At 54.0% G+C, this 26,725-nt stretch carries 18 protein-coding genes; 4 read left to right on the top strand and 14 right to left on the bottom strand.

Going from position 1 to position 26,725, the window contains the following annotated elements:
* Positions 1-10: 10 nt before the first annotated feature.
* From LAT75_RS04375 to LAT75_RS04365, 3 genes are all read right to left on the bottom strand, one after another.
* Positions 11-1,252, bottom strand: coding sequence for an aminotransferase class I/II-fold pyridoxal phosphate-dependent enzyme (locus tag LAT75_RS04375; protein ID WP_291481407.1), 1,242 nt, complete (start codon positions 1,250-1,252; stop codon positions 11-13).
* A gap of 148 nt (positions 1,253-1,400) precedes the next feature.
* The gene (locus tag LAT75_RS04370) at positions 1,401-2,483 is read right to left on the bottom strand and encodes a glycosyltransferase family 4 protein (protein ID WP_291481406.1); all 1,083 of its coding nucleotides are present in this window, start codon (positions 2,481-2,483) and stop codon (positions 1,401-1,403) included.
* A 219-nt stretch (positions 2,484-2,702) separates the two neighbouring features.
* Entirely contained in the window at positions 2,703-3,848 is a 1,146-nt protein-coding gene (locus tag LAT75_RS04365) for a glycosyltransferase family 1 protein (RefSeq protein WP_291481405.1), read from the bottom strand.
* 204 nt (positions 3,849-4,052) lie between these two features.
* On the opposite strand from LAT75_RS04365, the gene LAT75_RS04360 reads away from it, so the two are divergent.
* The 3 genes from LAT75_RS04360 (at position 4,053) to mutY (ending at position 8,429) form a co-directional block, all read left to right on the top strand.
* On the top strand, positions 4,053-5,024 hold the full coding sequence (locus tag LAT75_RS04360) for an NAD-dependent epimerase/dehydratase family protein (protein WP_291481404.1): 972 nt from the start codon (positions 4,053-4,055) through the stop codon (positions 5,022-5,024).
* Positions 5,025-5,225: 201 nt separating this feature from the next.
* Positions 5,226-6,782 (top strand): Ig domain-containing protein, encoded by a 1,557-nt coding sequence (locus LAT75_RS04355; protein WP_291481403.1) that lies wholly within the window; start codon positions 5,226-5,228, stop codon positions 6,780-6,782.
* Between the two features lie 531 nt (positions 6,783-7,313).
* Positions 7,314-8,429 (top strand): A/G-specific adenine glycosylase, encoded by a 1,116-nt coding sequence (gene mutY, locus LAT75_RS04350; RefSeq protein ID WP_291481402.1) that lies wholly within the window; start codon positions 7,314-7,316, stop codon positions 8,427-8,429.
* Between the two features lie 74 nt (positions 8,430-8,503).
* On the opposite strand, the gene LAT75_RS04345 is transcribed toward mutY, so the two are convergent.
* The 3 genes from LAT75_RS04345 to LAT75_RS04335 form a co-directional block, all read right to left on the bottom strand.
* Complete coding sequence (locus LAT75_RS04345) at positions 8,504-9,112, bottom strand: TetR/AcrR family transcriptional regulator (protein ID WP_291481401.1); 609 nt, start codon at positions 9,110-9,112, stop codon at positions 8,504-8,506.
* Between the two features lie 396 nt (positions 9,113-9,508).
* The gene (locus tag LAT75_RS04340) at positions 9,509-10,708 is read right to left on the bottom strand and encodes a DegT/DnrJ/EryC1/StrS family aminotransferase (protein WP_291481400.1); all 1,200 of its coding nucleotides are present in this window, start codon (positions 10,706-10,708) and stop codon (positions 9,509-9,511) included.
* Between the two features lie 260 nt (positions 10,709-10,968).
* Complete coding sequence (locus tag LAT75_RS04335; protein WP_291481399.1) at positions 10,969-11,781, bottom strand: YdcF family protein; 813 nt, start codon at positions 11,779-11,781, stop codon at positions 10,969-10,971.
* A 393-nt stretch (positions 11,782-12,174) separates the two neighbouring features.
* Here LAT75_RS04335 and LAT75_RS04330 point away from each other — a divergent pair, with 393 nt between their 5' ends.
* Positions 12,175-13,656, top strand: coding sequence for a capsule assembly Wzi family protein (locus LAT75_RS04330; RefSeq protein ID WP_291481398.1), 1,482 nt, complete (start codon positions 12,175-12,177; stop codon positions 13,654-13,656).
* An 80-nt stretch (positions 13,657-13,736) separates the two neighbouring features.
* Here the strand turns inward: LAT75_RS04330 and LAT75_RS04325 are convergent, their stop codons facing one another.
* From LAT75_RS04325 to LAT75_RS04290, 8 genes are all read right to left on the bottom strand, one after another.
* Positions 13,737-14,666 carry a glycosyltransferase gene (locus LAT75_RS04325; RefSeq protein ID WP_291481397.1) on the bottom strand — a complete coding sequence of 310 codons (930 nt, stop codon included), beginning with the start codon at positions 14,664-14,666 and terminating at the stop codon, positions 13,737-13,739.
* 382 nt (positions 14,667-15,048) lie between these two features.
* Entirely contained in the window at positions 15,049-16,182 is a 1,134-nt protein-coding gene (locus LAT75_RS04320; protein WP_291481429.1) for a GDP-L-fucose synthase, read from the bottom strand.
* A 211-nt stretch (positions 16,183-16,393) separates the two neighbouring features.
* Positions 16,394-20,425, bottom strand: coding sequence for a glycosyltransferase (locus tag LAT75_RS04315; protein WP_291481396.1), 4,032 nt, complete (start codon positions 20,423-20,425; stop codon positions 16,394-16,396).
* Positions 20,422-21,408: a glycosyltransferase gene (locus LAT75_RS04310; RefSeq protein ID WP_291481395.1), complete on the bottom strand. Its 987-nt coding sequence runs from the start codon at positions 21,406-21,408 to the stop codon at positions 20,422-20,424. The genes LAT75_RS04315 and LAT75_RS04310 overlap by 4 nt, the downstream gene beginning before the upstream one ends.
* A 4-nt stretch (positions 21,409-21,412) precedes the next feature.
* On the bottom strand, positions 21,413-22,420 hold the full coding sequence (locus tag LAT75_RS04305) for a GNAT family N-acetyltransferase (protein ID WP_291481394.1): 1,008 nt from the start codon (positions 22,418-22,420) through the stop codon (positions 21,413-21,415).
* The gene (locus tag LAT75_RS04300) at positions 22,399-23,460 is read right to left on the bottom strand and encodes a glycosyltransferase family 2 protein (RefSeq protein WP_291481393.1); all 1,062 of its coding nucleotides are present in this window, start codon (positions 23,458-23,460) and stop codon (positions 22,399-22,401) included. Before LAT75_RS04300 ends, LAT75_RS04305 begins: the two co-directional genes overlap by 22 nt.
* Positions 23,461-23,520: 60 nt before the next feature.
* On the bottom strand, positions 23,521-24,699 hold the full coding sequence (locus LAT75_RS04295) for a class I SAM-dependent methyltransferase (protein WP_291481392.1): 1,179 nt from the start codon (positions 24,697-24,699) through the stop codon (positions 23,521-23,523).
* On the bottom strand, positions 24,692-26,191 hold the full coding sequence (locus tag LAT75_RS04290; RefSeq protein ID WP_291481391.1) for a TylF/MycF/NovP-related O-methyltransferase: 1,500 nt from the start codon (positions 26,189-26,191) through the stop codon (positions 24,692-24,694). The genes LAT75_RS04295 and LAT75_RS04290 overlap by 8 nt, the downstream gene beginning before the upstream one ends.
* Positions 26,192-26,725: the final 534 nt, after the last annotated feature.

Here is a 26,725-nt window from a genome sequence, read left to right as displayed (position 1 = left end):
ATGTTAAGCGTTAAGCTTCAACAAGAGAATGACCGTTGGTATCAATAATGCCGTGCTTCACACCTATGGTATAGAAAGCTTCAAGGATGGCATCAAGCTGATCATCTGTGTGCGTTGCACTGTAACTCGTACGGATCAGAGACTGCCCCTGCGGCACTGCGGGAGGTACAACTGCATTTGCATACACACCAGCTTCAAACAAATCTTTCCAAAACCTGAAACAGTCCATCATCTCACCGATAACTACCGGAATAATGGGTGTGCTGCTCGTCCATACATTGAAGCCGAGCTTACGAAGCCCTTCTCTCATGTAATTTGAGATGTATTCAAGCCGGTCAAGGCGCCAGGTTTCCGTTTTCAGGATTTCAAGGGCTTTAAGTACCGTTGCCGCATTGGCAGGCGGCATGGAAGCACTGAAAATATGAGCAGGCGAATTGTGTCGGATATACTCAATCACAGGCCGCTCGCCAACCAAAAAACCGCCGAGAGAAGCAAATGATTTGGAAAAAGTGCCGCTGATAAGGTCCACTTCATCATTCAGTCCGAAAACCGATCCCGACCCGCGGCCGCCGTCGCCGATTACCCCGATTGCATGCGCATCATCGAGGTACAGGCGGGCGCCGTATTCCTTGGCAACCTTTACCAGCTCCGGCACATTCGCAAGCTGACCCGACATCGAAAAAACACCGTCACTTACAATGATTTTTCCGGCATCCGGGTTGGAGCGGTCAAGCAGTTTGCGCAGCATATCCATATCATTGTGCGCAAAACGATAGGTTTTGGCATTGGATACAAGCGTACCAACTACGATACAGGCATGGTTGTCTTTATCAGAATAAATTTCGTCGTTTCGCTGTGCAATGGTCTGAATTGCACCTTCATTGGTCTGATAGCCTGTAGAAAACAGCACACAGGCTTCTTTATTCATAAAATCTGCGAGCTTATCTTCGAGCTCAAGGTGCAGGTCAAGCGTTCCGTTAAGGTAACGTGAACCGGTACAGCCTGTACCGTAACGCGTAATCGCATTCTGAGCCGCTTCTATCAGGCGCTGATCATTGGTTAATCCAAGATAATTATTTGAGCCAGCCATAATTACTTTGCGGCCTTCAATAACAACTACAGTCCCATCGGTTTCTGTCAGCGGTTTGAAATAAGGGTATAGCCCCAAGGCCTTTACTTCATCGGCCTTGGTGAAATTAAATGCTTTCGAAAAAATATCTGCTTTTTTCTTGTCCGTATGGGTACGACTCATACTTTGAGAGTTAAAATCTTAATAATAAATCAATCTGTAATATACTTACTTCCCGTGTTTGTTCAAACCAAAGGAAAGCTGGCAAATTAAGCGCCAAACCGAAGTTTTTGCCGAATCAAACCCGCACTGCTATAAAGTCTGAACACCGTTAAGAGCGTTCACCGGTGTACACAAATTTTGACAGGTGTTTTATGTAGGCTTTCGAGACGGCCTCCCAGCTGAACCGGCTTTGCACATATTCGCGTGCCCGCACCGATAGCTGATCAAGCTCCTCTGCCATCACACGGTCTATCGTTTGAGCAAAAGCACCGGCATCAAGCTCCGGTATACGATATCCGTTAACGCCTTGTTCGATCACATCCCTGATTCCTTCAATATCGCTTGCAATAGCAGGCGTACACCTAATGTTGGCTTCGAGCAGTACTACCCCAAAGCCTTCCATATCACCGGGTACCCTGATGTTAGGCATAATAAACAGATCAGCTGCTGAGTAGGCTACTTTGAGCACCTCATCTTCCTGCCTGCCGTCGAAATGCACTTTTGCGCTTTGCCCGCTCTCCTGAATCGCCCGCCTGATGGCCGCTGCCTCATTTCCGTCTCCTATAATCACATACAGTACGTCAGTTTCCAGCTTTGGCAGTATTTCGCGAATAAACCACTCATGCCCTTTGCGCTTTATCAACCGGCCTACGGTGAGCAGTATCCTTCGGTTACCGGCCTGTATTCCGAGTGCCTGCTCAAGCTGCTGCCGGGCCTGGGTTTTGTTAACAGCCTCGGGCAGATCCCGCACGTCAAAACCGTTAGGCAGCACCTGCGATTTGCTTTCTTCAAGCCCTCTCCTGATGCACTCATCCCGGGTGGCAGAGCTCACCGATATCACCCCGTCGAGGCAGGCAAACACTTTCCTGAGCAGCCACTGATAAATGCCCACACTCAGCGTAACATCGTGCCCGTGCGAAATACTGACCATCGGAACCCGGATCCGCCGCCGCAAAAAGTAGCCCAGCGTACCGGTTACCATAGAGGAAAAAAGGATGATGTCGGGCTTGTCGCGCTTCACCCGGGCCGGCAAAAACAAAAAGAGTCGCAGCAAAAACAAAAAGGTCTTCACCCCGATAAAGCGCCAGCCCGTCTCCATGGTGATCTCCTTCAGCTCAATTCCCGCATTGGCAGCCAGTTCATTTGTCAGCTGAAGGCTCACACGCTGCATCCCGCCGATGTTTTTCAGCACAGCCTGCTGCGGAGGATGCAAATGTGATATGTACAGTATCTTCAAACCGGGAATTGGTGAGTTTCAGGAGGAACTATGCTGCAGGATGTTTTCGGCCGTGTTTCTTCGGCCCTTCGGCTTACAATCCTGCGCTATTATGGCGGTCAGGGATAATAAACAGGTTGCAGCGATATTGAAAGTGCCGTATCTCAATTTTAATTCAGCTGCCCCCGGCTGCTTTCATGCTTTCAGCCGGTGATCGGCAATTACCGCTTCATAGGTTTCGGTGAGGCCTTCCATCACCCGGCTCCAGCCGAACGTGAGGGCCCGCTCTCTTGCCTGTGCCGACATATCAGCCCGCAGGGCACTGTCGGCGGCAAGCCGGAGGATGCCTTCGGCAAAAGCACCGGCATCACCAACCGGCAGTATGTAGCCGGTCTTATCGTGCAGCACAATCGATTTGCTCCCAACCGCATTCGCGACCAGAGCCGGTACGCCGCTGCTCATCGCTTCCAGCGTTACGTTTCCGAAGGTTTCGGTATCCGATGGAAAAACAAAAATATCGGAACTCGCATAAATCTCAGCCAGCGCTTCCCCGAAAGCAAAGCCGGTGAAAACCGCACCCGGCAGCTCCTGTGCCATCTGCTCACGTGCAGGGCCCTCGCCGCCCACCAGCACCTTGATTTTCGGATTCGCTGCCTGTGCTTTTTCCACGGCATCAATAAAAGTGCGAGGATCTTTTTCCCATACAAGCCGCGAAATGTAGCTCACAACCACATCATCCTTCGCAAAACCCTGCTGCTCACGAAAGGCCTCACTGCGGCGGACCGGGCTGAAAAGCTCCGTCTCCACTCCCCGCGACCACAGCCCGACTTTCTTCGCGTCAAGGCCGTTGCGCAGCAGGTACTCATTCATCGATTCGGACGGAGAAACAACCACGTCACAGCGGTCATAAAACCACTTCAGGTATTTCCAGAGCAGGCCTTCGAGCACATCGAGTCCGTAATACTTCAGGTAGCTGCTGAAGTGCGTGTGATACGAAGAAAGCACCGGAATCCGGTTGCGAAGGGCAAACCGAAGAGCCGCAAGCCCCAGAAAATCAGGCGTCGCAATATGGATGAGGTCAGGCCGGAAAAGCTCAATTTCATGCCGTAAAACTTCAGGCAAAAAAAGGGAAACCCGGTACTCCGGCCGCCCCGGCGCCGGTACAGAAGGCACTTCCACGAAGGTTCCGGCCGGCTCTATTGCCCTGCTGCTGATATCAGGCCCGAAAACCATCACCTGAAACCCGCGCTCTTCCGTAAGATAGCGTACCAGCCGGTTCAGTGTAAGCGATACCCCGTCTTTAATATGGACATAGTTGCCCGTGAATAATGCAATTTTCATGAATGCTTAGCTAAATGATTGCCGGCTTACCAGCGGCTTTTCGTGATGAACAGCTCCGGTCTGAAGCTAATCCCTGCGGCTCCCCCTGCCCCTGAGCCTGTTTTGCCGGCTGTCTGCATAAGCTTACGGGCATTTCTTAAGGGTTTGAGCTGCTTTTTTTCGTACCTTCAGAAGCTGACTAAAATACGCAGTTTTCACTTCTATATGAAAGTATTCGTAACCGGCGCCACCGGATTTATTGGCTCTCACCTTGCCGACGCCCTGCTTGAAGACCCGCAGAATGAGGTGCGCTGCCTTGTTCGCACTGAGCTCAAATGGCTTCGCGATAAGGGCATTATTCCCGTTAAGGGCGACCTGCACGACCTGCCTGCCCTCAAAAAGGGCCTCGAGGGTGCCGATGTGGTCTTCCATCTTGCCGCACTCGTGAAAGCACCCAAACCCGAAATCTTCTTCCGCACCAATGTGGAGGCCACCGAAAACATCATCCGGATGGCACAAAAAGCCGGCGTGCCCAAAATGGTGATACTCTCCTCCCTTGCCGCGGCCGGCCCGAGCTTCCAAAAACCGGTAACAGAAGCCGACCCCATGCTGCCGGTAAGCATGTACGGGCAGTCCAAAAAAGACATGGAAGAAATGATTCACCGCGTTGCCGGCCCTAAGGATTCCATAACCATCCTGCGGCCGCCGGCCGTTTATGGCCCGAGGGAAGAGCAAATCCTGTCGTTCTTTCAGATTGCAAGCCGCGGTATCTGCCCCATCGTAGGCAGCGGCGCTACCAACCGCATTTCCATGGTGCATGTAGATGATGTGGTTCAGGGCCTGATGCTCGCCTGGAACCAAACCGAAACCGGCGTGCACACCTATTTCGTCTCCGGGCCGGAAGTGTACACCTGGAACGAGATCAAAGATGCCACCGCACAGGCACTCGGCAAAAAACTCATCACCCTGCCGCTGCCGCCGAAAATCGTGACCCTCGTTGGTGCCCTAACCGAATCCGCCGCCGGCCTTATCGGAAACTACCCGATGATGAACCGCGACAAAGCCAAAGAAATGACCCTGCAATGGACCTGCTCCATCCGTAAAATTCAGCAGGAACTCGGCTTTAAACCCGTTTACGGCATACGCGAAGGCCTCGAAGATACCATCAGCTGGTACCGCCGGCACCGCTGGCTGTAACACTCCGCGCAAAAGGTGCAGGGCCATGGGGCTGCCGCCCCTTATTCCGTTTCCCATGCATTCCCCGCAATGCAGCTTCGCCGGCTACGTTTAGCCGGAGTCAGTCCGAACATCCTTACACAACACAACACGATCCCCGCCTGCTGCAAGCGCAAGCGCAGGCAAACCCGAAATTCTATTATTGGACTTATTCACATCAGAATGCCAAAATTAACTGCTTCTACCTGCCTGTTTTTCACCTTAGCGCTGCTCACCTGCCTTAGCAAACCGGCACAGGGCCAAAGCGAACAGGTGCTGGTCCACGATATCTCCACCCTCATGGAAATCCCCGGGCTCGAGTCGGTAACGGCCTCCGAAACCCATCTCTACGCCCTCTCTTCTGAAGACGGCCTGGTTGTGTTTCGCGTACATGCCGATTCCCTGCAGTGGCTCTACAGCTCGCAGGGCATGCAGCGGCGCGGCAACCGCCTCACCTCCGATGTGCGCTTCGCCTACCTCACCGGCTCCAACAGCCGGCTCACCATAGTGGAACCTACCTCCGTGCTCGGGGTGTACTCCTCCACAACCCTGCCGGCTGCGCCCGTAAGCCTGGCACGTGTGGGCGATTTTCTTTTTATGGGGATGGAAACCCCCGGGCTTTTCCGGCTCTCCCTTGCCACACCCGAAGCCGTTGATGAGCGGCCCGTTCAGCTCGCGCTGCCACAAACGGGCCGGAACCGCGTCTCTGCTGTGCGGGCTTTTCAAAACACCCTGCTCGTACTCACCGCAAACAACAGCCTGCATCAGTTTCGGGTGCAGGAGAGCGGCGAGCTGCAGCATCAGCGGAGCTTTCAGTTCGGCCCCGCCATCAGCAACTTGTTTGTGATCGACGGCCGCCCGCTGCTCACCGGCGCCGAAGGCACGGTTTACGCACTCGGCTCCGGGGGGGAGCTCAACACCCTCTTCAGAACCGACGGCGCCGTTGATGAACTGAAGTTCTGGCAAGGCCGCTACCTCATCCGCACCCGCACCGGGCAGCTGTGGCAGGCCCGCGAAGGTGGTCAGGCTCAGCTCATCCGCCGCGACACCGCACCCGGCAACTTAATGGCCCTCAGCAAGGGGCAGCTTTGGCTCACGGAGTTTAATCAGCTTGGCCGCATGCAGTTCGAAGAGCGGCCCGTATCAGAAATCCGGCAATCCCCCGAACCCGGGCAGCCCGGCCGGCTGAAGCTCAGCCCCATACCCGATCAGCTTACACACTTCCCGCGCCCGGTGCTGCTGCCTCTCACCTTCGAACATGAAATTAAGCCGGAACAGGTCCGCTTTCAGCTGCAAACGAGTGCCGGCGGGGCAAGCATACGCGATCAGGGCTTCCTGTGGCAGCCGGCTTCCCGCGATGTGGGGCGGCAGCAGTTCACCATTATTGCAAGCACCCCCGACGGACAAACCGACAGCGTCACTTTCGAAATCGAAGTGAGGCCGTTCAACACCCCGCCCCGCTTCAATCAGGTAAGGCCGCTCTCTATCCCCGTTGGCGAAACCTTCAGCCTGCCGCTGCGGGCAACCGACCCCGACGGCACCGACTCCGACCTGATCCGCTACCTCGCCGCGGACCTGCCCGACGGCGCCGTGCTCAACGAGCGCACCGGCCTCATCACCTGGACCCCCACCCGCCGGCAGGAAGGGCAGCACCGCTTTCAGGTCATCGCCACCGATCAGTTCGGCGCAGCTACGCAGATGAACGTAACCATCACCGTGCTGCAGCTCAGCAGAGAGTGAAACCCGCCTTATGAAAACTTCTCGCTGAGTTACCGGCTTTTCGCTTGCCCGATCCCCGTCACCCGCAGGCCGGCTCCCCGATTATGCGGGCCTCCGCTTTTTTTGGGAGAAACCCCGTGGGCATCACGGTCTTTCGTGCTTGTGAAAGATCCCAAATCAACGGCTTGCGCCCAGCTTTTTTTGATTCGGAGCTTTTAAAAAAGTCATCCCCCGAAATTAAACAAAATGAACGCTCTCCGGGATTGAACACATAGCAAACACAGCAGGCATTTCGCCCGCGCTGCTTCAGCCGCTGCTTTTGCCCGATTATCGCACAGCTAAAGATTTCTATCCAACCGACTCCGAAGGAGTTACCTAACTACAGAAAAACAAACGCCTCACAAGATAAACACCCCGGAAAGGGTCGGATAATTTTTACATTCATCCCAGCAGAAACACAAAAACAAGAAACGCAACGACCCGCACGGAAGCTTCATCCCTGCATCTCACCCCATTCATCCTTTCGAAATCTGACATTTACCATTTATCCGCATGACATCTTCGCAAGAGCAAATCCGTCCGCATCACTTTGCAAAGCCACTGCTAAGCTGGTACGACGCCAACAAACGGGAAATGCCCTGGCGCGATTGCGGAGATCCGTACCGGATTTGGGTGTCGGAAATCATGCTGCAGCAAACCCGCGTTGATCAGGCTACGCCCTACTACCTGCGCTTTCTCGGGCATTTCCCTACCCTCGAAGCCCTCGCAACCGCCAACCGGCACGAAGTGCTGATGGCCTGGGAGGGCCTGGGCTACTACAGCCGCGCCCGCAACCTGCACGATGCCGCCAAAACGGTACTCAGCAAACACGGCGGCGTCTTCCCCCAAACCTACCACGAAATCCGAGCCCTGAAAGGCATCGGCCCTTACACCGCAGCCGCAGTGGCGAGCATCGCTTTTGGCCTGCCGCATGCCGTGATGGACGGCAACGTGATCCGCGTGCTCAGCCGCTACTTCGGGATACAGGAGGATGTAAGCCTGCCCGCAACCAAGGCTCAGATTCAGCAGCTGGCCGACGGCCTGCTCGATACTGCCCGGCCCGGTGACTTCAATCAGGCCGTGATGGAACTCGGGGCAACGGTCTGCACCCCAAAATCGCCCCTATGCGCGGGCTGCCCGCTCAGCACGGGATGCGTGGCATACAAAACCGGGAAAACCGCGGAACTCCCTTTCAAGGCCCCAAAAAAGAAAATCCCGCACCATCAGATCGTGGTCGGGATTTGTGTGGATGATGAGGACCGTATCCTCATCGCGCTGCGTCCGGAGGACAAAATGTTAGGCGGGCTGTGGGAATTTCCCGGCGGCAAGGTTGAAGAAGGCGAAAGCCGGAAAGAAGCCCTCATCCGCGAGCTGAAAGAAGAGCTGGGGGTTGAAGTGATGCCGGGCCTGCGGCTGTGTGAAGTAAAGCACGCCTACACCCATTTCAAAATTACCCTCAACGCCTGGATCTGCCGCATCAAAACCGGCGAACCCGGGCCGCGCCCCAAAGCCAGCAAAGAACTCCGCTGGATTACGCGGGCAGAACTCACCGAATACCCCTTCCCCAAAGCCAACCGAAAAGTAACCGAAGCCCTGCAAACCTGGCTGGAAAACCGGAGGAAGGCCTGAAGGCTAAGCCTTTGGCAGGAGACCGGCCGCATGCCGTGCTGCACGGAAAGCATTTATGCCAAATCCGGCTTGGTTCAATTCACACGTACGCCGGCGAGCACACTGCGGATAATGGTCTCAACGTAGGCATTTTTATCGACCTTCACGTCAATACGACCGGAATTCATCAGGGAGATGCCGCCATGAAGGGTGGATAGAATCACGTTGGCAACAAGGCGGGAATCGTGCGGTTTAATCAGATTCTGCTGCTGACCCTGCTCAAGGGTGTGCCGGATCATATCAATATTTCGCCTCGCCTTGCGGTATTTTTCAACGGGATACCGCTGCATGTGCTTCGGGTGAAGCTGAAACATGATTTCGTAATACTCGGGGTTTTCCATGCCGAAGCGCACAAATTCCCGGCACAGGGTCTCGAGAACCGCAAAGGGATCTCCGTTGGCTTTAACAACCGGATGCTGACTTAAAGCTTCATACAACAGGTCGAATCCTTCTTCAATGAGGGCATGCAGCAGGTCGTCTTTATTCTTAAAGTACAGGTAGATACTCGTTGCACTAAAGCCAACACTTGAAGCAATTTTACGCATCGACATGCGGTCAAAACCCTCCTCAAGCAGCATTTTCCGACTAACAGTCAGAATGTTTTTCCTCAGATTGCTGCCCTTATCCTCACCATCACGCTTCATAAAAAATTCTTTCAGTCTTAATCTGTGTTTATTGAGCGCATAATGTAACACAAAAAGACCTTCCAAGGAAAAACTAAAAACAGGGCGCATCTGCTTCGCCGCGTGCTATTAGCAGGTGTAATCTGTCGAAGGATATTCCCTCACAAAATGCTTCGATAAGTTAGCTGGCAGGGTTTTGGGAGATGGGGGCTTTTGGCTGTTAGCTATTAGCTTTTGGCTTTGGGGTGCCGAAGCGGACTTCTTGACACCCTTCTCGGTACATCTTCATATACCTGCCCGCAAATCGTTTTCAAACGCAAAGGACACAAAGCATGCAAAAAAGCTCGCTATTGTTGGTTCTTTATAAACTTCCCACCTGCGATCAACGGTCAGCGGTCAGCCGTCCCTCCCTGATTCTCAGCTCATCCTGAAATGAAACACCTCATCAAGCACTGCTTCAATGCGTGCAAACTCTTCAATCGTCAGGTTACTGCCGCTTGGCAGGCAAAGCCCGTTTTCAAAGAGCCAGTCGCTCACACCGCTGCCAAAATACGCATTCCTGTCAAACAGCGGCTGCATGTGCATTGGCTTCCAAAGCGGGCGCGCCTCAATATTTTCAGCTTCAAGTGCAAGCCGCAGGCTTTCACGGGTAATACCACCTGATTCCTCCGGAATCACAACTATGGTCGTAAGCCAGCGGTTGCTGAAATATCCTTCGGGCTCCTTCAGGAAGTAAACGCCGGTTGGTGAGCTGTTGCGGATATGAACCCGCCCGTTTTCAGCAAAGGCATTCAGCCAGGTTTCACCCAGCTTACGGAAATACCAGTCATGGTTGGCCCGGCGAGCCTGTACCCGATCCGGAAGCACCAGCATCTGCCCCCTGCCGATACCGGCCACCACATTGCTCATGCGGTAGTTATAGCCCTGCTGCGTGTGTTCATAGTGCGGGGCATCATCCCGCGCCTGCGTAGCCAGAAAACGGGCCTGACGGATAAGTTCCTCATCGTCCGAAATGATAGCTCCGCCTCCGGATGTCGTAATTATTTTATTCCCGTTAAACGACAGGGCCGCAGCACGGCCGAATGTGCCGCAATGCTTACCGCCGATATGTGAACCGAGCGATTCCGCAGCATCCTCAAAAACGGGAATATCATAGCGCTGTGCTATTTCCGTAATCGCCCCCATATTGGAGGGCATTCCGTACAGGTGTACCGGAACGATAGCACCAATCCGCCTGCCTTTGTTTTTCAGGGCAACAATGGCTTCTTCCAGCTTTGCAGGACACATATTCCAGGTGTCAAGTTCGCTGTCAATAAATACAGGTTCAGCTCCCTGAAGTAAAATCGAATTTGCAGTTGCCACAAACGTAAAGGACTGACACATAACTGCATCTCCGGCTTTCACGCCAAGCAGCCGCAGGCCTATATGAATGGCCGCAGAGCCGGAGCCCAGTACAGAACAATGCTTCACTCCGGTAAATGCACGCAGATCATTTTCAAAACCGCTGATATGCGGACCAACGGGGGCGATCCAGTTTGTATCAAAGGCTTCTTTTACAAACTCTTTTTCTTTTCCGCCCATGTGCGGGGAGGACAACCATATTTTTGGGACTGACATCTGAGGCAGATTGGCTTTAAGTATTCGTATATCGTATGATAGGTGGGGTTTCCGTTAGCCGGAACTAATAATTTTGAAATGAAGATAAGGGATTTTGCGCTAATTTTATTCCTAATACAGAAATTACGTTTAGTAGAAATTACGTATGTTTAATCGGAATAACATTTAAGCGGCGAGTTGTCTGCCAGCCTGTTCGGTATTTTCGTAAAACCGGCGGCTGGGGTGTAAATGGTTTTCGGGTACCGTTATGGGACAGCTGCTCAGCAGTTTCTGCGGCTAAACCTGTAGCCGATGTATTCTTTAACTGACAATTCCAAAAGATCCACATTTCTGCCGGATGGTCTCAGGCCGCGCCACCAGCGGTTTGGCGGCTCGGGAGATTTACGGTTCAGGTATGCAGCAGGTGCGGCAACAGGCAGACTGCCGTTTTGTTCAAAAAGCATTACAGCACGCCGCTGATGGATGGCCGAGCTTGATACAAAGACCGTTTGCCCGCCACCAAAAGCTTCACGGAAAGCACGCGCTTCACCACAGGTGTTGCGGGGCTCATGAAGCCTTGAAATACGACCGTCAGGAACACCCAGCGAAACCGCCGCCTGAGCCAGGGCCTCGGCCTGCGTCATCTGACCTTCATGCCCGCCGGCAGAAGTAACCAGCCGCACCGGCAACCCGCGCGCGTCAAGTGCCCTGTACAAACGAATCGCTTCGGCCAGCCGCATCATAACCGTCTCGCTCAGCCGCTGTGTAGGTCCCAGCCTCGGATCAGTAGAATGCCCCGCTCCGAGCACCATCACAAAAATGCTGTCCCGCCCGGAAGCCTCAAACTGTGCACCAATTTCATCGAGCCTTACATCGGTTACCACAGGGAAACGATTTTCCAGGGTATCGGCCAGATAACCGGGAATCCAGGGAAGGCCATACAGAAACAGCAGCACAACAAACAGCAGCAGACAGCGCTTCGCCCAAATAAAACGGTTTATAAACAGCAGCAGCATACCGGTCAGAAACAGTAAAAGCAGCTGCGTACCGGGCTGAAGCAGGGAGTAAATAAACCTGAGAACAGATTCAATCAAAATCTAAAGACAATTTCGGGTTTCGGGTTTCGGGTTAAAAGTATTGGCAAAAACCAGCCCTTCCAGGTTCGTGCTTAAATTAAAAATAATTTGTTAGTTCCAGGCAGGAGTTGAGCAGCGATGGTTAACCGCGATGGGCGCAAAGGATGTCGCAAAGTGCGCAAAAGCTCCCGCTCGTTTCGCGTTCCTTTGCGTTGCCCTTCGTGTCCCTTGCGTTCAAAAACGAAGGTTTGATTTACCGCAAAATTCGCACAGGGTTAGTTCTTCATCAGCTTTACAGCTGCCGTCAGAAATCCCCCGCATATCACCTCATGCAAAATCTCATCAATTCTGCTATTTTAAGCGACCATCCCCAAAAACATACTCCCGGAAAATTTCACCTGTATTCCGCCCATGCACCGCTGCAGCCTGATCATCCTTTTACTCACTCTCCTTGGCGGTTTCGCCCTAACCTCAGCAGATAAAGCCACTGCCCGGCAAAACGACGGAGCCGGACTGCAGGCATCTTTCCGGACTTCCCTCGCGGGCAGTACTTCCGAACTCCCCTTTTGGCTGTATGCCAACCGCTACGGTGAACTCGAAGCAGGCTCCGCTGCCGCCGGCCTCAGCCTGCTCTCCGCAAGCTACCGGCTTGGCGGGCCGCAGCAGCGCTACCTGCTCGAAACCGGTGCCGGTATCGCCCTTAGGGCCGCCGACACCCGCAACTCGGCCCACTTTCAGACCCTCTACCTGCGGGCCGAATACGGCATCTTCCGCCTCGAAGCAGGCCGGTTTTACGACGATGCCGAAATGACGCTCCCCCATCTCACTTCCGGCTCCATGATCGTGAGCCGCAACGCCACCCCCGTACCCCGTATTCAGCTCTCAACCCGCGATTTCATTAATATCCCCTTCACGGCCGGGCATGTTCAGTTTCGCGGGCGCTACAGCGACGGTCAGCTCGAAAGCAGCCGGTACGTGAGCAACGCGCTGCTGCATCAGAAAATGGCGCACCTCAAATTCAATATCTGGCGCTTCGAAATCATGACCGGCTTCATCCATAATGTAGTGTGGGCCGGCACAGATCCGGAGCGCGGAAAACTCCCCCGCTCCTTTTCCGATTACATGCGGGTCGTTACCGGCCGCTCAGCCGATCCGGAAAGCTCTGCTTCTGTATCAGAACAAATAAACCGCCTCGGCAACGGCGTAGCCGCTTACGACGGTTCTATGATTGTGCATCTTAACGGCGCGCAGCTTGTCGCCTACCGGCAGATTTACCTGGAAGACACCGTTTCCCTGCGCCTGCGCAGCTATATGGACGGCCTCTACGGCCTTGGCTTTCAGCACATCCAATGGTTCACATGGCTCAATACGCTCATCCTCGAATACGTGAACACCATCCGGCAGGACTCCCTGCCCGGTATGCCGCCCGGCAGAGCGCGATACTACAATCACGGCAATTACTACAGCGGCTGGACCTATCAGGGCAATGTGCTCGGCAACCCGCTGCTCACCATCGACCCGGAGCGCGAACGCTACCCTGTTTTCAACAATATGATTATCGGATGGCATCTTGGTATGGACGGTCAGCTGAGCGATCAGCTTTCATGGCAGTTTTTGGGCACCTTCACCCGAAACTACGGCAACTGTAACGATGACCTGCTGATCTCCGGCAACCTGTGCAGCGTAACCACAACCGGCCGCAACCCACGCCCCGGCTCCGAAGCCCGCCCCCGCTCGGAAGTCCGCCGCGATCAGTACTCCTTCGCCTTTTCCGGCAGCTACACCTTCGAACAAATGCCCGCTCTCAGCACACAGGCTACCCTCGCCATCGATACCGGCGCCTTCCTCGGAAACCGACTCGGCCTTGAAATCTCCCTCCTCTACCGCCTCTGAGATAACCAAAACAGGAATCACAGGGCCCCGAAACCTAAAGACCGCAGATCGCGGAACAGCTCACTCAGAAAACACGTGATCTAAAAAAAGATATCCCTCATCAGGCTTTTATAGCCGTAACTTCTGCTGTAACCGCCTTCAAAATAGTATTTCAGGGAATGAACCGTTCTCGGTAACAAGCTGAGGGCTTTCAGGTCCCGGCGGAAGGATATATCCTGAAGGTGCTGCGAAACAGCTTCGCGAAGCTGCTGCTGAACAGCGGTTTGGCTTTCTGTATTTTCAATTGACAGGAGAAATCTTTTCAGGAGTTCGGTTTTAAAGGGATCCTGTGAGGATTCTTTCTTAACAACCTTCAGATAGTAGCTTAACCTGCTTATTTTTTCTGTCGGTTTATATAAAAGTACCGATAAGTTTGCTCCGTGCCTTCGGTAATGCTGCAGCACGCTGTCATGTATAAGCCTCGCATGGAGCAGGTTAGCCAGCCTGATTATCCAGCTGTCGTGTGAAGGATACCCACGGGGAACAGGCAGCACGGCATCAAGAAAACATTTTTTTATTGATGAAGAGCATCCCATTATATAAAAATTGGGTGACAGTCCCAAACGTCGGATCTGCTGTAGCTTCGTAAGCCCAAAAGATTCAAGCCTTTCATTAACCAGCATAGCATCATTCATCACTACATACACAGATGGGTTCTGCTCATGGAGCAGCAGGTGTGTTTCAATCTTATTCTTAAACCAGACGTCATCCTGATCACACAAAAAAACGATATCCCCGCTGCAGTGCGATAGGGCGTTGTTGAAATTCTCCACATAACCCAACCGCTCTTTGTTGATATAAAGCTCTATCGGAATATCGGTTTTGCTTCGGAAATCACTGATTATAGTTGTCGTATCATCCGTTGAATGATCATCGCTGATGATGATTTCACAGGGTTTCAGCGTCTGAGTGATCAGGCTCTGAAGCTGATCTTCAATAAATCTTGCGCCATTGTACGTAGCTAATGCCACAGAAATACGCGTATTCGTTTTCACTACATTTCCCGGAATCATGCAAATACTAATATAAGGTGCCTTTACTCATGCCGCAGCTGCGGGCCGGATGCTAACCTTTCCATAATAAGGTTTTGATACTGTAAAGCTTGAAGGAATATCAGATACCGCTAACTCTACACTTGTAGCCCGTTCAGACATTCTTTTTTACATAAGCCCCTGTCAATAATTATTTTGATTTCACTTACAACCATACCGCAACACAATATACCATTCTGCCCAAGAATGACAATTGCCATGTGCCCATATATTTAAGAAAGCGGTTGTCTAAAAAGTCCCCCCCGCTTTTATTCGTCAGCTAAGCGGCGCGCATGGTGTTGTACCTGAACCGCGCAAGATATCAGCGCGTACCTGTGCCGCAGTACCAGGCATACATCCGCTCAAGGCCTTCCTGCAGCGCTACGCTGTGTTTCCAGCCGAGCTGATGCAGCCTTGAGGGGTCCGTGAGCTTACGCAAAGTGCCGTCAGGTTTGCTTGTATTGAAAGTGAGCGTGCCCGAAAACCCTACGGTTTCCTGTACCAGCTGTGCCAGCTTTTTGATGCTCACATCTGTTCCGGTTCCGATGTTCAGGTGCACATTCCGCACTTCCTTCGGCTTGCCGTTTATGGCCACAATGTCATCAAAATCTACGTTCTGCATCACAAAAACACAGGCATCGGCCATGTCCTCGCTCCAGAGAAACTCCCGCCGGGGAGAGCCCGTACCCCAGATTTCCACCGAAACCATGCCGTCTTCGCTCCGGCTCACCCCGTTTGCAGCAAGTAAGCGCAGCAGTTTTGCTTCCTCTGCACTGCCGTCGGTACCGCCAACCGGACGGCGGTTCAGGTCCTCCCGAATGCCGTCCCAGTCGTCATTTTCAAGACAGGCAGCGAGATGCATCTTCCGCACCAAAGCCGGCAGCACATGACTCTTCTCGAGGTCGAAGTTATCATTCGGCCCGTAGAGGTTGGTTGGCATCACCGAAATAAAGTTGGTACCGTACTGCAGGTTGTAGCTCTCACACAGCTTTATGCCCGCAATTTTGGCAATCGCATAAGGTTCGTTGGTGTACTCCAGAGGCGCCGTAAGCAGGTATTCTTCCTTAATCGGCTGCGGACACTCCCGCGGATAAATGCAGGTACTGCCCAGAAAAAGCAGCTTTTTGACCCCGAAAACCCGGGCTGCTTCAATCACGTTGCTCTGAATCATCAGATTGTCATAGATAAACTCACCCCGGTAGGTGTTGTTGGCCACAATGCCGCCTACTTTCGCCGCCGCAAGGAAAACGTACTCGGGGCTGTACTCATAAAAGAAGGCCTCAACGGCTTTTTTATCCCGCAGGTCAAGCTGCGAGGAGGAGCGCGTCAGAATATTTTCATAGCCTTTGCTTGCAAGGTTCCAGAGGATGGCCGAACCGACCAGACCGTTATGGCCGGCGATGTAAATTTTCGCATTCTTATCCATGCGCAGAATTGATTTAAAAAATGGGTGGATGATTGAGTTGTGACGTTCACAGCCTGCTTAAGCCGTATTGGATATCTTTCTCTGATGATGTGCTTGAAAACAGAAAACCGCGGTTTAGGCACGCATATACCGGCATGATGCCCCTGCCGGCTAAAGGTAGCGCTGCCTGCGCTAAAGGTAAACCCTCATAACTAAATTTACAGCTCTTGCCGGTACCTGCCGGAAACCGCTTTCGCTGCACTCATTTGCGGGTGCCCTTCTCCATAATCGCCTCTATCTTCGCCTTGTATGGCTCCGGGCTATGCTTCTCCTGAATTTCGCAAATGAGCTGTGCACGAAACTGCTGCCAGAGCTTTTCGTCCCTGTACAGCCTGATAACGCCGGCAGCGAAGGTTTGGGGATCGGCTTCACAAACGAGGGCCTGTTTTTCGTTTTCCCAGCCCAGCTGCGCAGCAAGCAGCGGTGTGATGACTGCCGGCAGCCCGTGTGCTGCCGCGTGGTGCACCTTGTACAGAATACCCGCCGCAAAGCGGGTTGGGGCCACAAACACCCGCGATTGCCCGAAGAGCGTGTCGAGCGCCGGCTCTTCCAGCCTGCCGTGAAAGATCACCCCTTCTTCAGCGGATAAGTCCGCCAGTGAAGCCGCCTTGCGCGAACCGGCCAGATGCAGCTGCACACCCGGCAGCTGCCTTCGGATTTCCGGAAATACTTCCCGCACGAACCAGATCACCGAATCCGCATTCGGACTGTTGTCGAAATCCATGTTGCCTGTGAACAGCAGGCCCGAACGGGCTCCGAACGCCGGTGTGTCGGCCTTTGATTCCAAAGCATGGCCCAGCACCTGCACCTGATGTATGCCGTGCTGCCGGAAAACGGCTGCATCCTGCTCAGAAACCACAATAACCTGATCGGCAATCCGGCTCAGGTTTAGTTCCTCTTTCAAAAGATCCTGTTCTGTTTCCGTCGGGGACGTAGCAGGCAGTTTGAGTACCCGCTCCTTCAGGGCGTTTCGGGCGGCAAAGATGGCTTCACAATCATAGATGATCCGAATGGTATCAGCAAACGGCCTCAGCAGCGTGTGCAGCCGGCGCATGTTATCGGGCCGGCTTATCCAGATAGTATCAAAGTAGCCCTGCCTGCTGTGAAGCAGGTCTCCAAGGCCGTAGAGTCCCGCACCGGACAGCACTTCAATTTCAGGATGAATATCGCTGTAGCAGTATGTGCGGTCTTCGCGCTGCGGGTACATGAGGGGGAGAAAAGACACGCGGTAACCCAGCTCGGCCAGCGTGTTTAAAATGTAGTTGGCGCGCGGTGCACCGCTGCCGAGATGCCGGTGCGGCACCCGGTCATCCACTAATAAAATACTTCCCTTAGTACGGGTGAGAGTACGGGTACGGGCACCGGCACCAAAACGAGCGTGCAGCAGCCAGGCCGCATCCGTCGGAAAATGATGCCGGAGCCGCTCAAAGTGCTTCTCCCGGAATTTTTGCTGATTGGCTTTCTGAAGCTGAATGGCGCTGTGCGAACTTCCGCTGCCAAACTCTACATGGCTGATTTGCACAAAGGGATTGTAAATCACCCGGTGACCCTTCTCCCACAGCCACATACAGTAGTCGGTTTCTTCGTAATAGGCGGGCTCAAAGCGGCTGTCGAAGCCGCCGTTTGCGCGGATCAGCGCGATCGGAGTAAGCAGGAAGGCTCCGGAGCAGTAATCTGTGCTTCGCATAAAATTGTATTCAGGAGCATCCGGAGAAGCGCCCCTGCCGTAGCTGCGGCAGCTGCCGTCCTGATAAATGATGTTGCCCGCTTCCTGCAAACGCCCGTCGTAGTTCACGATCTTTGCCCCGACCGCCCCGCAGTCGGGGTAGCGGCTGAACACCCGGAGCGCTTCTGTGAGCGCGTGTTCATGAATTTCCGTATCGTTGTTCAGAAACAGCACATAGGGCGCCCGTACCAGCTGCAGCGCCTGATTGCAGGCCCGCACAAAATGCAGGTTTTCGGTATTGCGGATGATATCGGCGCCCTTCACCCGCTTCAGGAGGGCAGGGGTTGCATCGGTTGAGGCATTGTCGGCAAGGATGAGCTGCAGCGGCACATTGGCATGCTGCTGTAGCGAGCGAAGGCAGGCAAAGGTGAAGCCGGCCTTGTTGTGCAGCACCAGAATCACTGCAATCTGCGGGCTTTCCGAGGCAAGCTCAATTTCTTCACCGTTGTTTAAGAAGGCATTCAGCTCCCGGGTTTTCTCTTGCAGCCACTTTTCAGCATCAAATGCCTGCGCTACAAAACCGGCTTCCCGAATCGAGCGGCCTTCGCTGCGGCCGTATTTAAGGTAGTGCAGCAGCGGATTGATGCCGGGTTTGTCAAGATCGGGGTATTGCTTTAAATACCAGCGCGAATCGAAGGCGGCGGATGGGTTCCGGCCCTCCCTGCCACCGTACCGCAAATAATGCAGTGCCGGATCCGTGCCCGTAGCATCCACCACCGGATTTTGTGCCTGGTAGAAGGCTTCATCAAAAAGCGCACTTTCCCGGAGTAAACGAAGGTCTTCTTCCAACTGCTCCGGTTTTTTCTTTCGGAAAAGCCTCCCGGGATGCAGTAGCCCCCCAACGACCGCGGCTATCCTGCTGCCGGTCTGATATTCCCGCGATTTCATCAGGCAGTTTTTTTCGGTCAGCAGCTCCGTGATTTCATCTTCGAGCACCGTCTGATAAGCTTCTTTTTCTTGCAGGGCTTCGGTCAGTTCCCGCTTGCGCTGCAAAAGCAGGGTTGTTTTGCCTGTGTGCCATTTGCTGCGGATCATCTGCAGAAAGGCTGACTGTTTCAGGCTTTCTGCATCATTGTGTACCCCCGAAACATTGCTGTTGCGGTAGATGCCCACACGGTGATTTACAAAAATGAAATCAGAAAGCCCGGAAAGCTGCAGGAGGAAGTCCCAATCCTCATAAATCAGAAAGGACTCATCAAAACGGCAGCCTTTGGCGAGTGCTTCGGAGCGGATGAGCAGCGCGTTGATTGGGATGAAGTTTTCCTCAAGCAGCTGCACCGCATCGTAGGTCCTGCTGTACAGCAGCTCGGTTTCGCCTGACGGATTTACCCGCTCTACTGTGCCGTAAACGGCGAGAGCCGCACTTCCGGCCAGGGTTTCCGCGAGTGTTTCGAGGGCATCGGGCAGCAGCAGATCGTCTTCATCCAGAAAAGAAAAATAGCGGCCGCGTACCGCATCAAGGCCGGCATTGGCGGCCTGCGGTCGGCTGAGCGGCTGCCTGCGGGTGATGTAACGTAGGGGGAAGGGTCCGCAACCCTTTCGGTCCCGCTGTGCGCCGTTTCCGGCTGCATCCACCAGAATTACCTCGATAGTAGGGTAGCTTTGCGCGGCGACCGAATCGAGGGCATTTTCCAGATCGGCCGAATCCATGGTTCTGATGATGACCGATATCAGCGGCCAGCGCTCAAATACCGGTGTCTGACCCAACCCATGCATCCCTGTTTGATGCTTGTCTGCTGAATAATTTCCTGCCCCCTCGTGATCTTCGGATTTTGCAGCCCCCCGCCGGGCATCCGCATCATCTGTTGTTTCCGGAGCTTTCAGGGATGTGCTGCTAACCAGCTCAAATGCCTCCGCATACTTCACCTTTTTGCCGAGGCTATAGCTGCGGAAAGCGTGCAGTCCCCGAATCTGTTCGGCATAATTTTGCACCGCGAGCTGACTTTCAAAACAGGCCACGGCCTTTTCCAGCAGCGGCTGACAGGCCGTGATGTCCGTAAACAAATTGGGCCGGAGTGGCTGCCCCACTTCGTAATACAGCATGCTGAGCGCAGCTTCATACCGCCGTGCCGCTTCGGTGCCGGCTTCATAAAGGGCGAGGTGATCGGGATGCACTTCAGCCCGGGAAGGCAGGTACAGGTTCTTAGGCTGCTCCTGCCGCAAAATACCCAGCAGGGTTTGGATGAAGGCCTCATCAGCCTGAAGACCGCGGTCGGGGTAGTTCAGAAATACGGGCGCGGGCAGGTCCAGCACCGAGGCCGCTGCACGGGACTCCTCCCGCCTCAGTTCCGCATACGCAGCTGCTGAGGCGTAATCCGAAGCATTAGCGGCAGCGGCGCCGTCGGTGAGAATTACTATCTGCACCTCATCGCCCTGCGCCAGGTGCAGCATCAGGCTGCCGCCGCAGCCGAATATTTCATCATCGGGGTGCGGGGCCAAAACCAGCGCCTTGCCTGCCGGCGGCCCTGCAGCCTTAATGGGGATACGCTCAGATTCCTGCCGGCTCATTTCAGGTCATTCCCGTTTTTGGGTACGAGTGCCGCTTCCCGAAGAATACCGGCATGGATGTTACGAAACCCCAGCATAAATACCGGGGCATGCAGCAGCCCCTTCAGGCAGTAACACCTTGCGCTATCAAAATCCGGCTGTACGGCCTTTAAAATCCCGTATTGCTTCTTTAAATAGGCCAAAGCCCCGAAAACGCCCCAAATTCCTGCCAGATCGTAGTGCATCAGCAGCATGTTGCGGACAATAAAATAGTAGCGCCAGGGCTTGTGGAAAATCGAAACGCCCCCCTCAGTCCCCGAAAGTGCCCTGCCCAGCCCGTGCGCCATCCTTGCCTGAGAAACCCACAGCATAAGTGCCCCTTTTTGGTGCAGCCTGAGATGAAAATCATGGTCCGAATAATCGATAAAAAAATCATCGGTGAAGCGTGTTTCGGCGGTCTGCGGCACATGGTACAGACTGCCGGAACTGATGGAGGAATGCACTTTTGTAAAGGTCACTTCCGGTGCCTCCGGGAACACGGCATCGCGCACGCCGGTGCCGGTCCATAATACGGGAACCAGTTTGAAATCGGGATGACCGGCCAGGCTGATATCCGGAAATAATACGGCTGGCATCTGCCCTTTTTCCGCTGAAGCGCGGGCACAGGCCAGCAGCTGTTCCAGACAATCAGGCTCACAGCAGCTGTCCTGATCGAAAATCCAGACCCAGTCGTAGCCGCCCGCAGCGGCTTTACGCATAATCAGATTGTGTGCTGCGGGCAAGCCGACATTTTTGATCATGAAGTGCACCTCGGTTTCAGGCAGCCCCGGCACATCAAGCTGCTGAAGGGTGCTGTCGGTTGAGGCATTATCCACAACGAGGCAGGCCTCAACCGGCCTTGTTTGCCAGGCTACGGAAGCCAGCGTTTGGCGTATGCTGCCTGCGCCGTTGTGGGTCACAAATGCTGCAAGCACTTTCCCGCTTTCCGTCATTAGGTCAGTCATTCCGTTAATACAAGTCTCCGTCGCCCATAGTGAAATAAAGGTTCCGGTTGGCGAAATCCTGCGAAAGGCCATCATCAAAACACTTCCATGTCGGCGTTATGCCAAGCGGCTCGGGCTTCAGCCTGAACCCGGCCCGTTCCAGGTAGCTTGTTACAAAATGATGGGGCGGCAACCAGGTTTGCAGCTGCTTAACCCCAAGACCGCTCAGCTGCTGAGCCGAGCTGTAAAGCAGCCGTGAGAACGCCCGGAAATCGGGTGCGGCAACCACATCGGTCAGCACAGCGGTTTCTCCCTCTCCCGGCAGGCTGTAACACACATAGGCCAGCACCTCGCCGCGGCGGCTTGCCGTAAATAGCCTGTAGGACTTGAACGAATGCCGGCGGTAGCGCCAGTCCACAAACGCATTCCCCCGAACAATGGCAAGCGGATAGTGCTCTTCCACCTGCTGCCAGAGCGCATCAAAATCGGTGTTGTCCGTTGCTTCAGCGATCTCAGCACGACTGAACCAGCCCGGTGTTTTAAGCTCAGAAATCCCGGTTTCAAGATAGCTGACCCCCGGCAACGCCTGATAGCCTGCAAGCATTTTACCGAGCCGGAAGTGCTTCAATCCCGGATATCCGTACAGAAAAGAGGCTTTTCCGGGACCCGTGAAGCTTTTAAAATAATTCTGAACCGTAAGGATAAAAAGCCCTTTGCGTCCGCTGATGATCTGCCGGTAATCCGGATGCGACATATTATCCACCAAATGCACCGCAAAAATGCGGTCTCCCCTGTAATTCATCTGATGGCGAATGCCGCCGTAAAAGGCAACTGCTTTTCCGGTCTCCGTCTCGCAAATCAGGCCGGGGCTGCCGTTCGGACTCTGATGAAACTTCCACCGCCACACCTCCGGCTCAGCCGCTTTGCCAAAGGCCGCCTCCCAGAGCGCAAGCACCTTCGGTTCGTCGGCCTGCTGGTAGGCCCGCAGACGGAAGACCCCATCAGCTGACTTTATCGTTTGGTGCTGGTCCAAAATGCCCTGATTTTATTTTGGGGTGAACGGATCCGGAAGAAGCAGCTGCCCTGCGGCAGTTTTTCCGCAAGACCATCCGGGAGCCTAAAACTGCTGTCCGTCATCACAGCCTGTGCGAAGGGGATGAAGATGGCATTGATGCCCAGCTCAAAGTAATCGCCTGCCCGGGCATCCTCTGCGTGAAACAGCTTACCGGCGCTAAGCTCACCGGCATCCGTGCAGCTCACGCCATAAAGCGCCTCCGCATCGGGGATGCTCAGCGCGGGCATGAAGAAATGGGGACCATAGTCAGGGTATTTAGCAAAAAACTGCTGCTGCGCGGCGGCCATATAGCTGCCCTTGCTGCTTCGGGGCGACTGATCCCAGAAGTGCGTTACCTCCGCAGCCGGCTCGGTCACGATCCGGAAGCCTGCCTGTCTTGCGCGCAGGCACAGATCGGCATCTTCGAAATACATAAAAAAGCGGGGGTCAAAGACCTGCCCGCCGTCGAAAAAGGAATGCGCCGTATGCAGCATCATGCAGGCACCGGATACAAATTCTTCCTCAAAAGCGGACTGTTGTGCCCAATAGTTTTCATAGAAGGCGGTCCAGGCCCGCGCATGGGCGAGCACTTCTGCCGGCAGTATGGGCATCGCAGCCTCTCCCGGCACATAACCGTTGAAGGGCGGCAACCGGAAGCGGCGCTCCGCATCGAGGTAGCAGCGGGGCGCGGTAATCAGGGCGCCGGTTTTCAGGGCTGTTTCCAGCAGACGGTCCGCAAAGCCCGGCACCGGCAGCGTATCCGGGTTGAGCAGCAGCGTGTAAGGCGTTTGCACATCCTGCTGAACACAGGTGTTAACCGCGGCACCAAAACCGATGTTCTCCGAAAAAGCGTGCACCCGCACTTTAGGGGATAAGGCCTGCAATGCCGCTGCCCCGCAGCTGCTGCCATTATCACCAATCAGAATTTCCTTTATGCAGCTTTCCTGCTCCAGCACTTTAATGAGTGCGGGCAGAAAGGCTTCTGTGTGATAGTTGATGATGAGGGCGGTTGCGCGCATGAAGTTTATCAGCCGGTTGCGGATTGACGGATTGATTTATTGATGGACTGTCAGATGACCTTACTGCGGATCAGCCTGCGGCACAAGCGCCCTGTACTTCCGCTTCTCTGACCGCCCGAAGCGCTCGAAGTGCAGCAGCGGATTCATGCCCGAAGCTTTCACATCTGCATTTTCTGCAAGATAATAAGCTGAATCAAATGCCGCAGAGGGATTGCGGCCTTCCATTCCGCCAAACTGCAGGTAATGTTTCGCCGCAGGGAGCTTCGTTTTTTGCACATCCGGGTATGTTTTCAGGTACCATGCACCATCAAACAGCGCACTGTTTTCGATTACGGCCAGGTTCTTTTTCTTTTGCTGACGCCGCTGCCATTTTTTAATCAGCGAAAAGCGGTTAACAACATCCTGTTTCGGGTGTGCAGCAGCGCTCCCTTCAGCAAGCCTAAGCCTGTGCTCACGATCTGCGAGGACAGCCTTGTGTTCCTTAATTGTTTCGGAAAGCTTCGCATTCAGGTTTTGTTGGGTACGCAGTTCATCCTGCAAATGCGCAAGCGTGTGCTGCAAAGCCCACTGTGTACCGATGGTCTTGAACAGCTGCTGCGTGAAGGCATCGTCACCGGCCTGCTTCACAAAGCTCAGAAAGGCCTCCGGCACCTTGCTGCCGGTACACACAACCGTGAGTCCGTTGCCAAAAGGGAAGCTGAAGGAGGGATACTTCGGCATCAGCTCTTCCATCAGTTTCCATACCCCGAAGCCGTAATCGCGCACCGCGGAATCGTGGAAGATAATGACCCCCTGATCGCTCATTTTGGGCAGCCAGCTTTCGAAATCGTGCTTCACGGAGGCGTAGTCGTGCATGCCGTCGATATGCAGCAGATCGATGCTGCCCTCCCTGAAATACGGAAGGGCCTCCTCAAAGGTCATCTTCAGCAGGTTAGAAAAATGACTGAAGTGACGGTTGTTGATTCGCGAGGCGTGCTCGTAAATCTGCCTTCCGTGAAACGGAATAGCACTGTATGACAGCCAGATATCAACGCCGTAGGCTTTTGCCGGGAGCTTTAAGGCATCTATGGCCTGACAAAAAGTGAAGTAGGAGTTGCCGAACTGCGTCCCCAGCTCAACCAGCAGACGGGGCCGGAGTTGTTCAATCAGGAAAAAGGCAAAAGGCGTGTGCTCATTCCATGCGGAGGGCTTTTCGCAGTACAGGGGCTCAGTGAAAACAAACGGGCTGATTTCAGGCATTGGCGATTTGGGTTAATTGTTTCATAAAGGTCTGTTTATCCATGTGCGGGATGTCTTTTTCCTTCTTCCAGAAGGTGCCCGTCCAGTCGATCACCTGAATGCGCTCTTCGATGCCGAACAGCTGCCGGTAATGCGCAACAGCCAGCCGGCAGCTTGCAATAGCGGCCCAGTCGTCGATGATGCAGAAGCCCCCAACCGAAAGTTTGGGGTACAGGTTGTAAAGCGCATCAATGGTGGATTCATAGAGGTCGCCGTCGAGGCGCAGCACGGCAAGCTTTTCGATGGGCGCACCCGGCAGCGTATCCTTAAACCAGCCTTTCAGGAAGCGCACCTGACCGTCAAGCAGTCCGTATTTTCGGAAGTTGTCCTGAACCTGCTCCAGCGATATGGCCAACTCCGGCAGCTCATGCAGGTTGAGGCCCTCATCCAGCGGATACTGCGCGGTATCGGGCGGCGGCAGGCCCGCGAAACTGTCGGCAACCCACACGGTTCTTTCGGTATCCCCGGCGAGCTGAAGCAGGTAGCGCATGAAAATGCAGCTGCCGCCCCGCCAGACGCCGGTCTCGATCAGATCACCCGGAATGCCGTTCCGGATCACCTCCTTCACACAGTACGCCACATTGTTGAGGCGCTTGATGCCGATCATGGTCTCTCCTTCCTTTGGAAATTCCGTCGCATGATCCAGCGGATCGGTAAGCCCCCTTAGTAGCCCTTCATGCTGTACCAGCATCCGCAAATCGTAGCCTTTGGGCACCGGGAGGCCGAGCAGACGAAGCTTCATGGCAAGCACCGCTTCATCCTCCTCAGTGATTCCTTCCTCTTCCCATATTTTCCCTTCGCCTGATTGGGTAGCTATCAGCGGCTTAGCCGGCTGCTTCTCAAATACCACCACGCTGTTGTAAAAATGCACCGCAAGCGTACTTTCGGTGAAGGCATCATACAGCTCCGGCTTGCTGAGGGCGTGTGCCGCGTTCAGGCGGTCAACGAGCTGCTTGCTATACTCAATAAAGGTACCCGGTTTCTGAAAACCGCCCCCGTAAGCTTCCCAGTAACTTGTGCAGACGTCCTCACACAGATATATCCCCTCCGGACTCAGGTGCGGGTACATTTCTTCAAAGGTGATGATCTGCTCTTCCATGTAATGCCCGCCGTCATCAATCAGAATATCGATGCGGGGCAGCTTTTCTATAAGCTGTGCGAGAAAGGCCCGGTCAGCCTGTGACCCAATCAGGATTTCAATCTGATCCTCCTCAAAAGCCTTGCATTCCGGATTGATGTCGATGCCGTAAATGCGGGCCTTCTCTCCGAAATACGCCTTCCACATCTGCAGGCTCCCCCCCTGCCCTACACCGATTTCCACCACAACGCAGTCCGTACCCCGGTACCGGCTGAAATAGCGGTGATAAATATCAAAATAATGATCCCATTTATGGACCACACGCTTCCGGTTACTCCGGAAATAATCGCGCAGCGGGTTTGAATTTTCAGGCATAAGGGTTTGGGGTTTAAAGTTTTGGTTGGCTTTTGGCTTTTGGCTTTTGGCTTTTGGCAATTAACGATTGATAATAGCTAAATGCTAATTAGTTTTTGGCTGCGGCCTGCCGCGATGATGGCACGCGGATTTTTCGGATTGGGCGGGATTTTCGCGGATTGTTCAAATGTAATGAGGACAAATTTCCCGTAGGAAAACCACTTGGGTAGAAAAAGCGCGGCTCACGCTCCCAAACCCGAAACTACCCCGGAAGCAAAAGCCCCTCTCCTGAAGACAATGTGCGTAAGGCCTCGTGGTATTTTCAGGTGAGGGGTTGGGGTGAGGTCTAAACGAGAAACCTTCAGGATGCCGTTTTCCGGGTACGGTGATGGGGGGGACGGCTTTTGGCTTTTAGCTTTTAGCTGTTAGCTGTTGCCGGATGTATAGGCTCACGCTCCCAAACCCGAAACTACCCCGGAAGCAAAAGCCCCTCTCCTGAAGACAATGTGCGTAAGGCCTCGTGGTATTTTCAGGAGAGGGGTTGGGGTGAGGTCT

This window comes from Cyclonatronum sp., from assembly GCF_022565315.1.
Lineage (GTDB): Bacteria > Bacteroidota > Rhodothermia > Balneolales > Cyclonatronaceae > Cyclonatronum.
This window is presented reverse-complemented; position numbering and strand designations above follow the sequence as displayed.

Coding starts and splice junctions, on each gene's coding strand:
- LAT75_RS04365 (WP_291481405.1), bottom strand. CDS start 3,848: ATGAAAATTGCATTATTCACGGGCAACTATGTCCATATTAAAGACGGG.
- LAT75_RS04315 (WP_291481396.1), bottom strand. CDS start 20,425: ATGAGCCGGCAGGAATCTGAGCGTATCCCCATTAAGGCTGCAGGGCCG.
- LAT75_RS04290 (WP_291481391.1), bottom strand. CDS start 26,191: ATGCCTGAAAATTCAAACCCGCTGCGCGATTATTTCCGGAGTAACCGG.
- LAT75_RS04345 (WP_291481401.1), bottom strand. CDS start 9,112: ATGAAGCGTGATGGTGAGGATAAGGGCAGCAATCTGAGGAAAAACATT.
- mutY (WP_291481402.1), top strand. CDS start 7,314: ATGACATCTTCGCAAGAGCAAATCCGTCCGCATCACTTTGCAAAGCCA.
- LAT75_RS04360 (WP_291481404.1), top strand. CDS start 4,053: ATGAAAGTATTCGTAACCGGCGCCACCGGATTTATTGGCTCTCACCTT.
- LAT75_RS04295 (WP_291481392.1), bottom strand. CDS start 24,699: ATGCCTGAAATCAGCCCGTTTGTTTTCACTGAGCCCCTGTACTGCGAA.
- LAT75_RS04355 (WP_291481403.1), top strand. CDS start 5,226: ATGCCAAAATTAACTGCTTCTACCTGCCTGTTTTTCACCTTAGCGCTG.
- LAT75_RS04375 (WP_291481407.1), bottom strand. CDS start 1,252: ATGAGTCGTACCCATACGGACAAGAAAAAAGCAGATATTTTTTCGAAA.
- LAT75_RS04300 (WP_291481393.1), bottom strand. CDS start 23,460: ATGCGCGCAACCGCCCTCATCATCAACTATCACACAGAAGCCTTTCTG.
- LAT75_RS04330 (WP_291481398.1), top strand. CDS start 12,175: ATGCACCGCTGCAGCCTGATCATCCTTTTACTCACTCTCCTTGGCGGT.
- LAT75_RS04340 (WP_291481400.1), bottom strand. CDS start 10,708: ATGTCAGTCCCAAAAATATGGTTGTCCTCCCCGCACATGGGCGGAAAA.
- LAT75_RS04310 (WP_291481395.1), bottom strand. CDS start 21,408: ATGACTGACCTAATGACGGAAAGCGGGAAAGTGCTTGCAGCATTTGTG.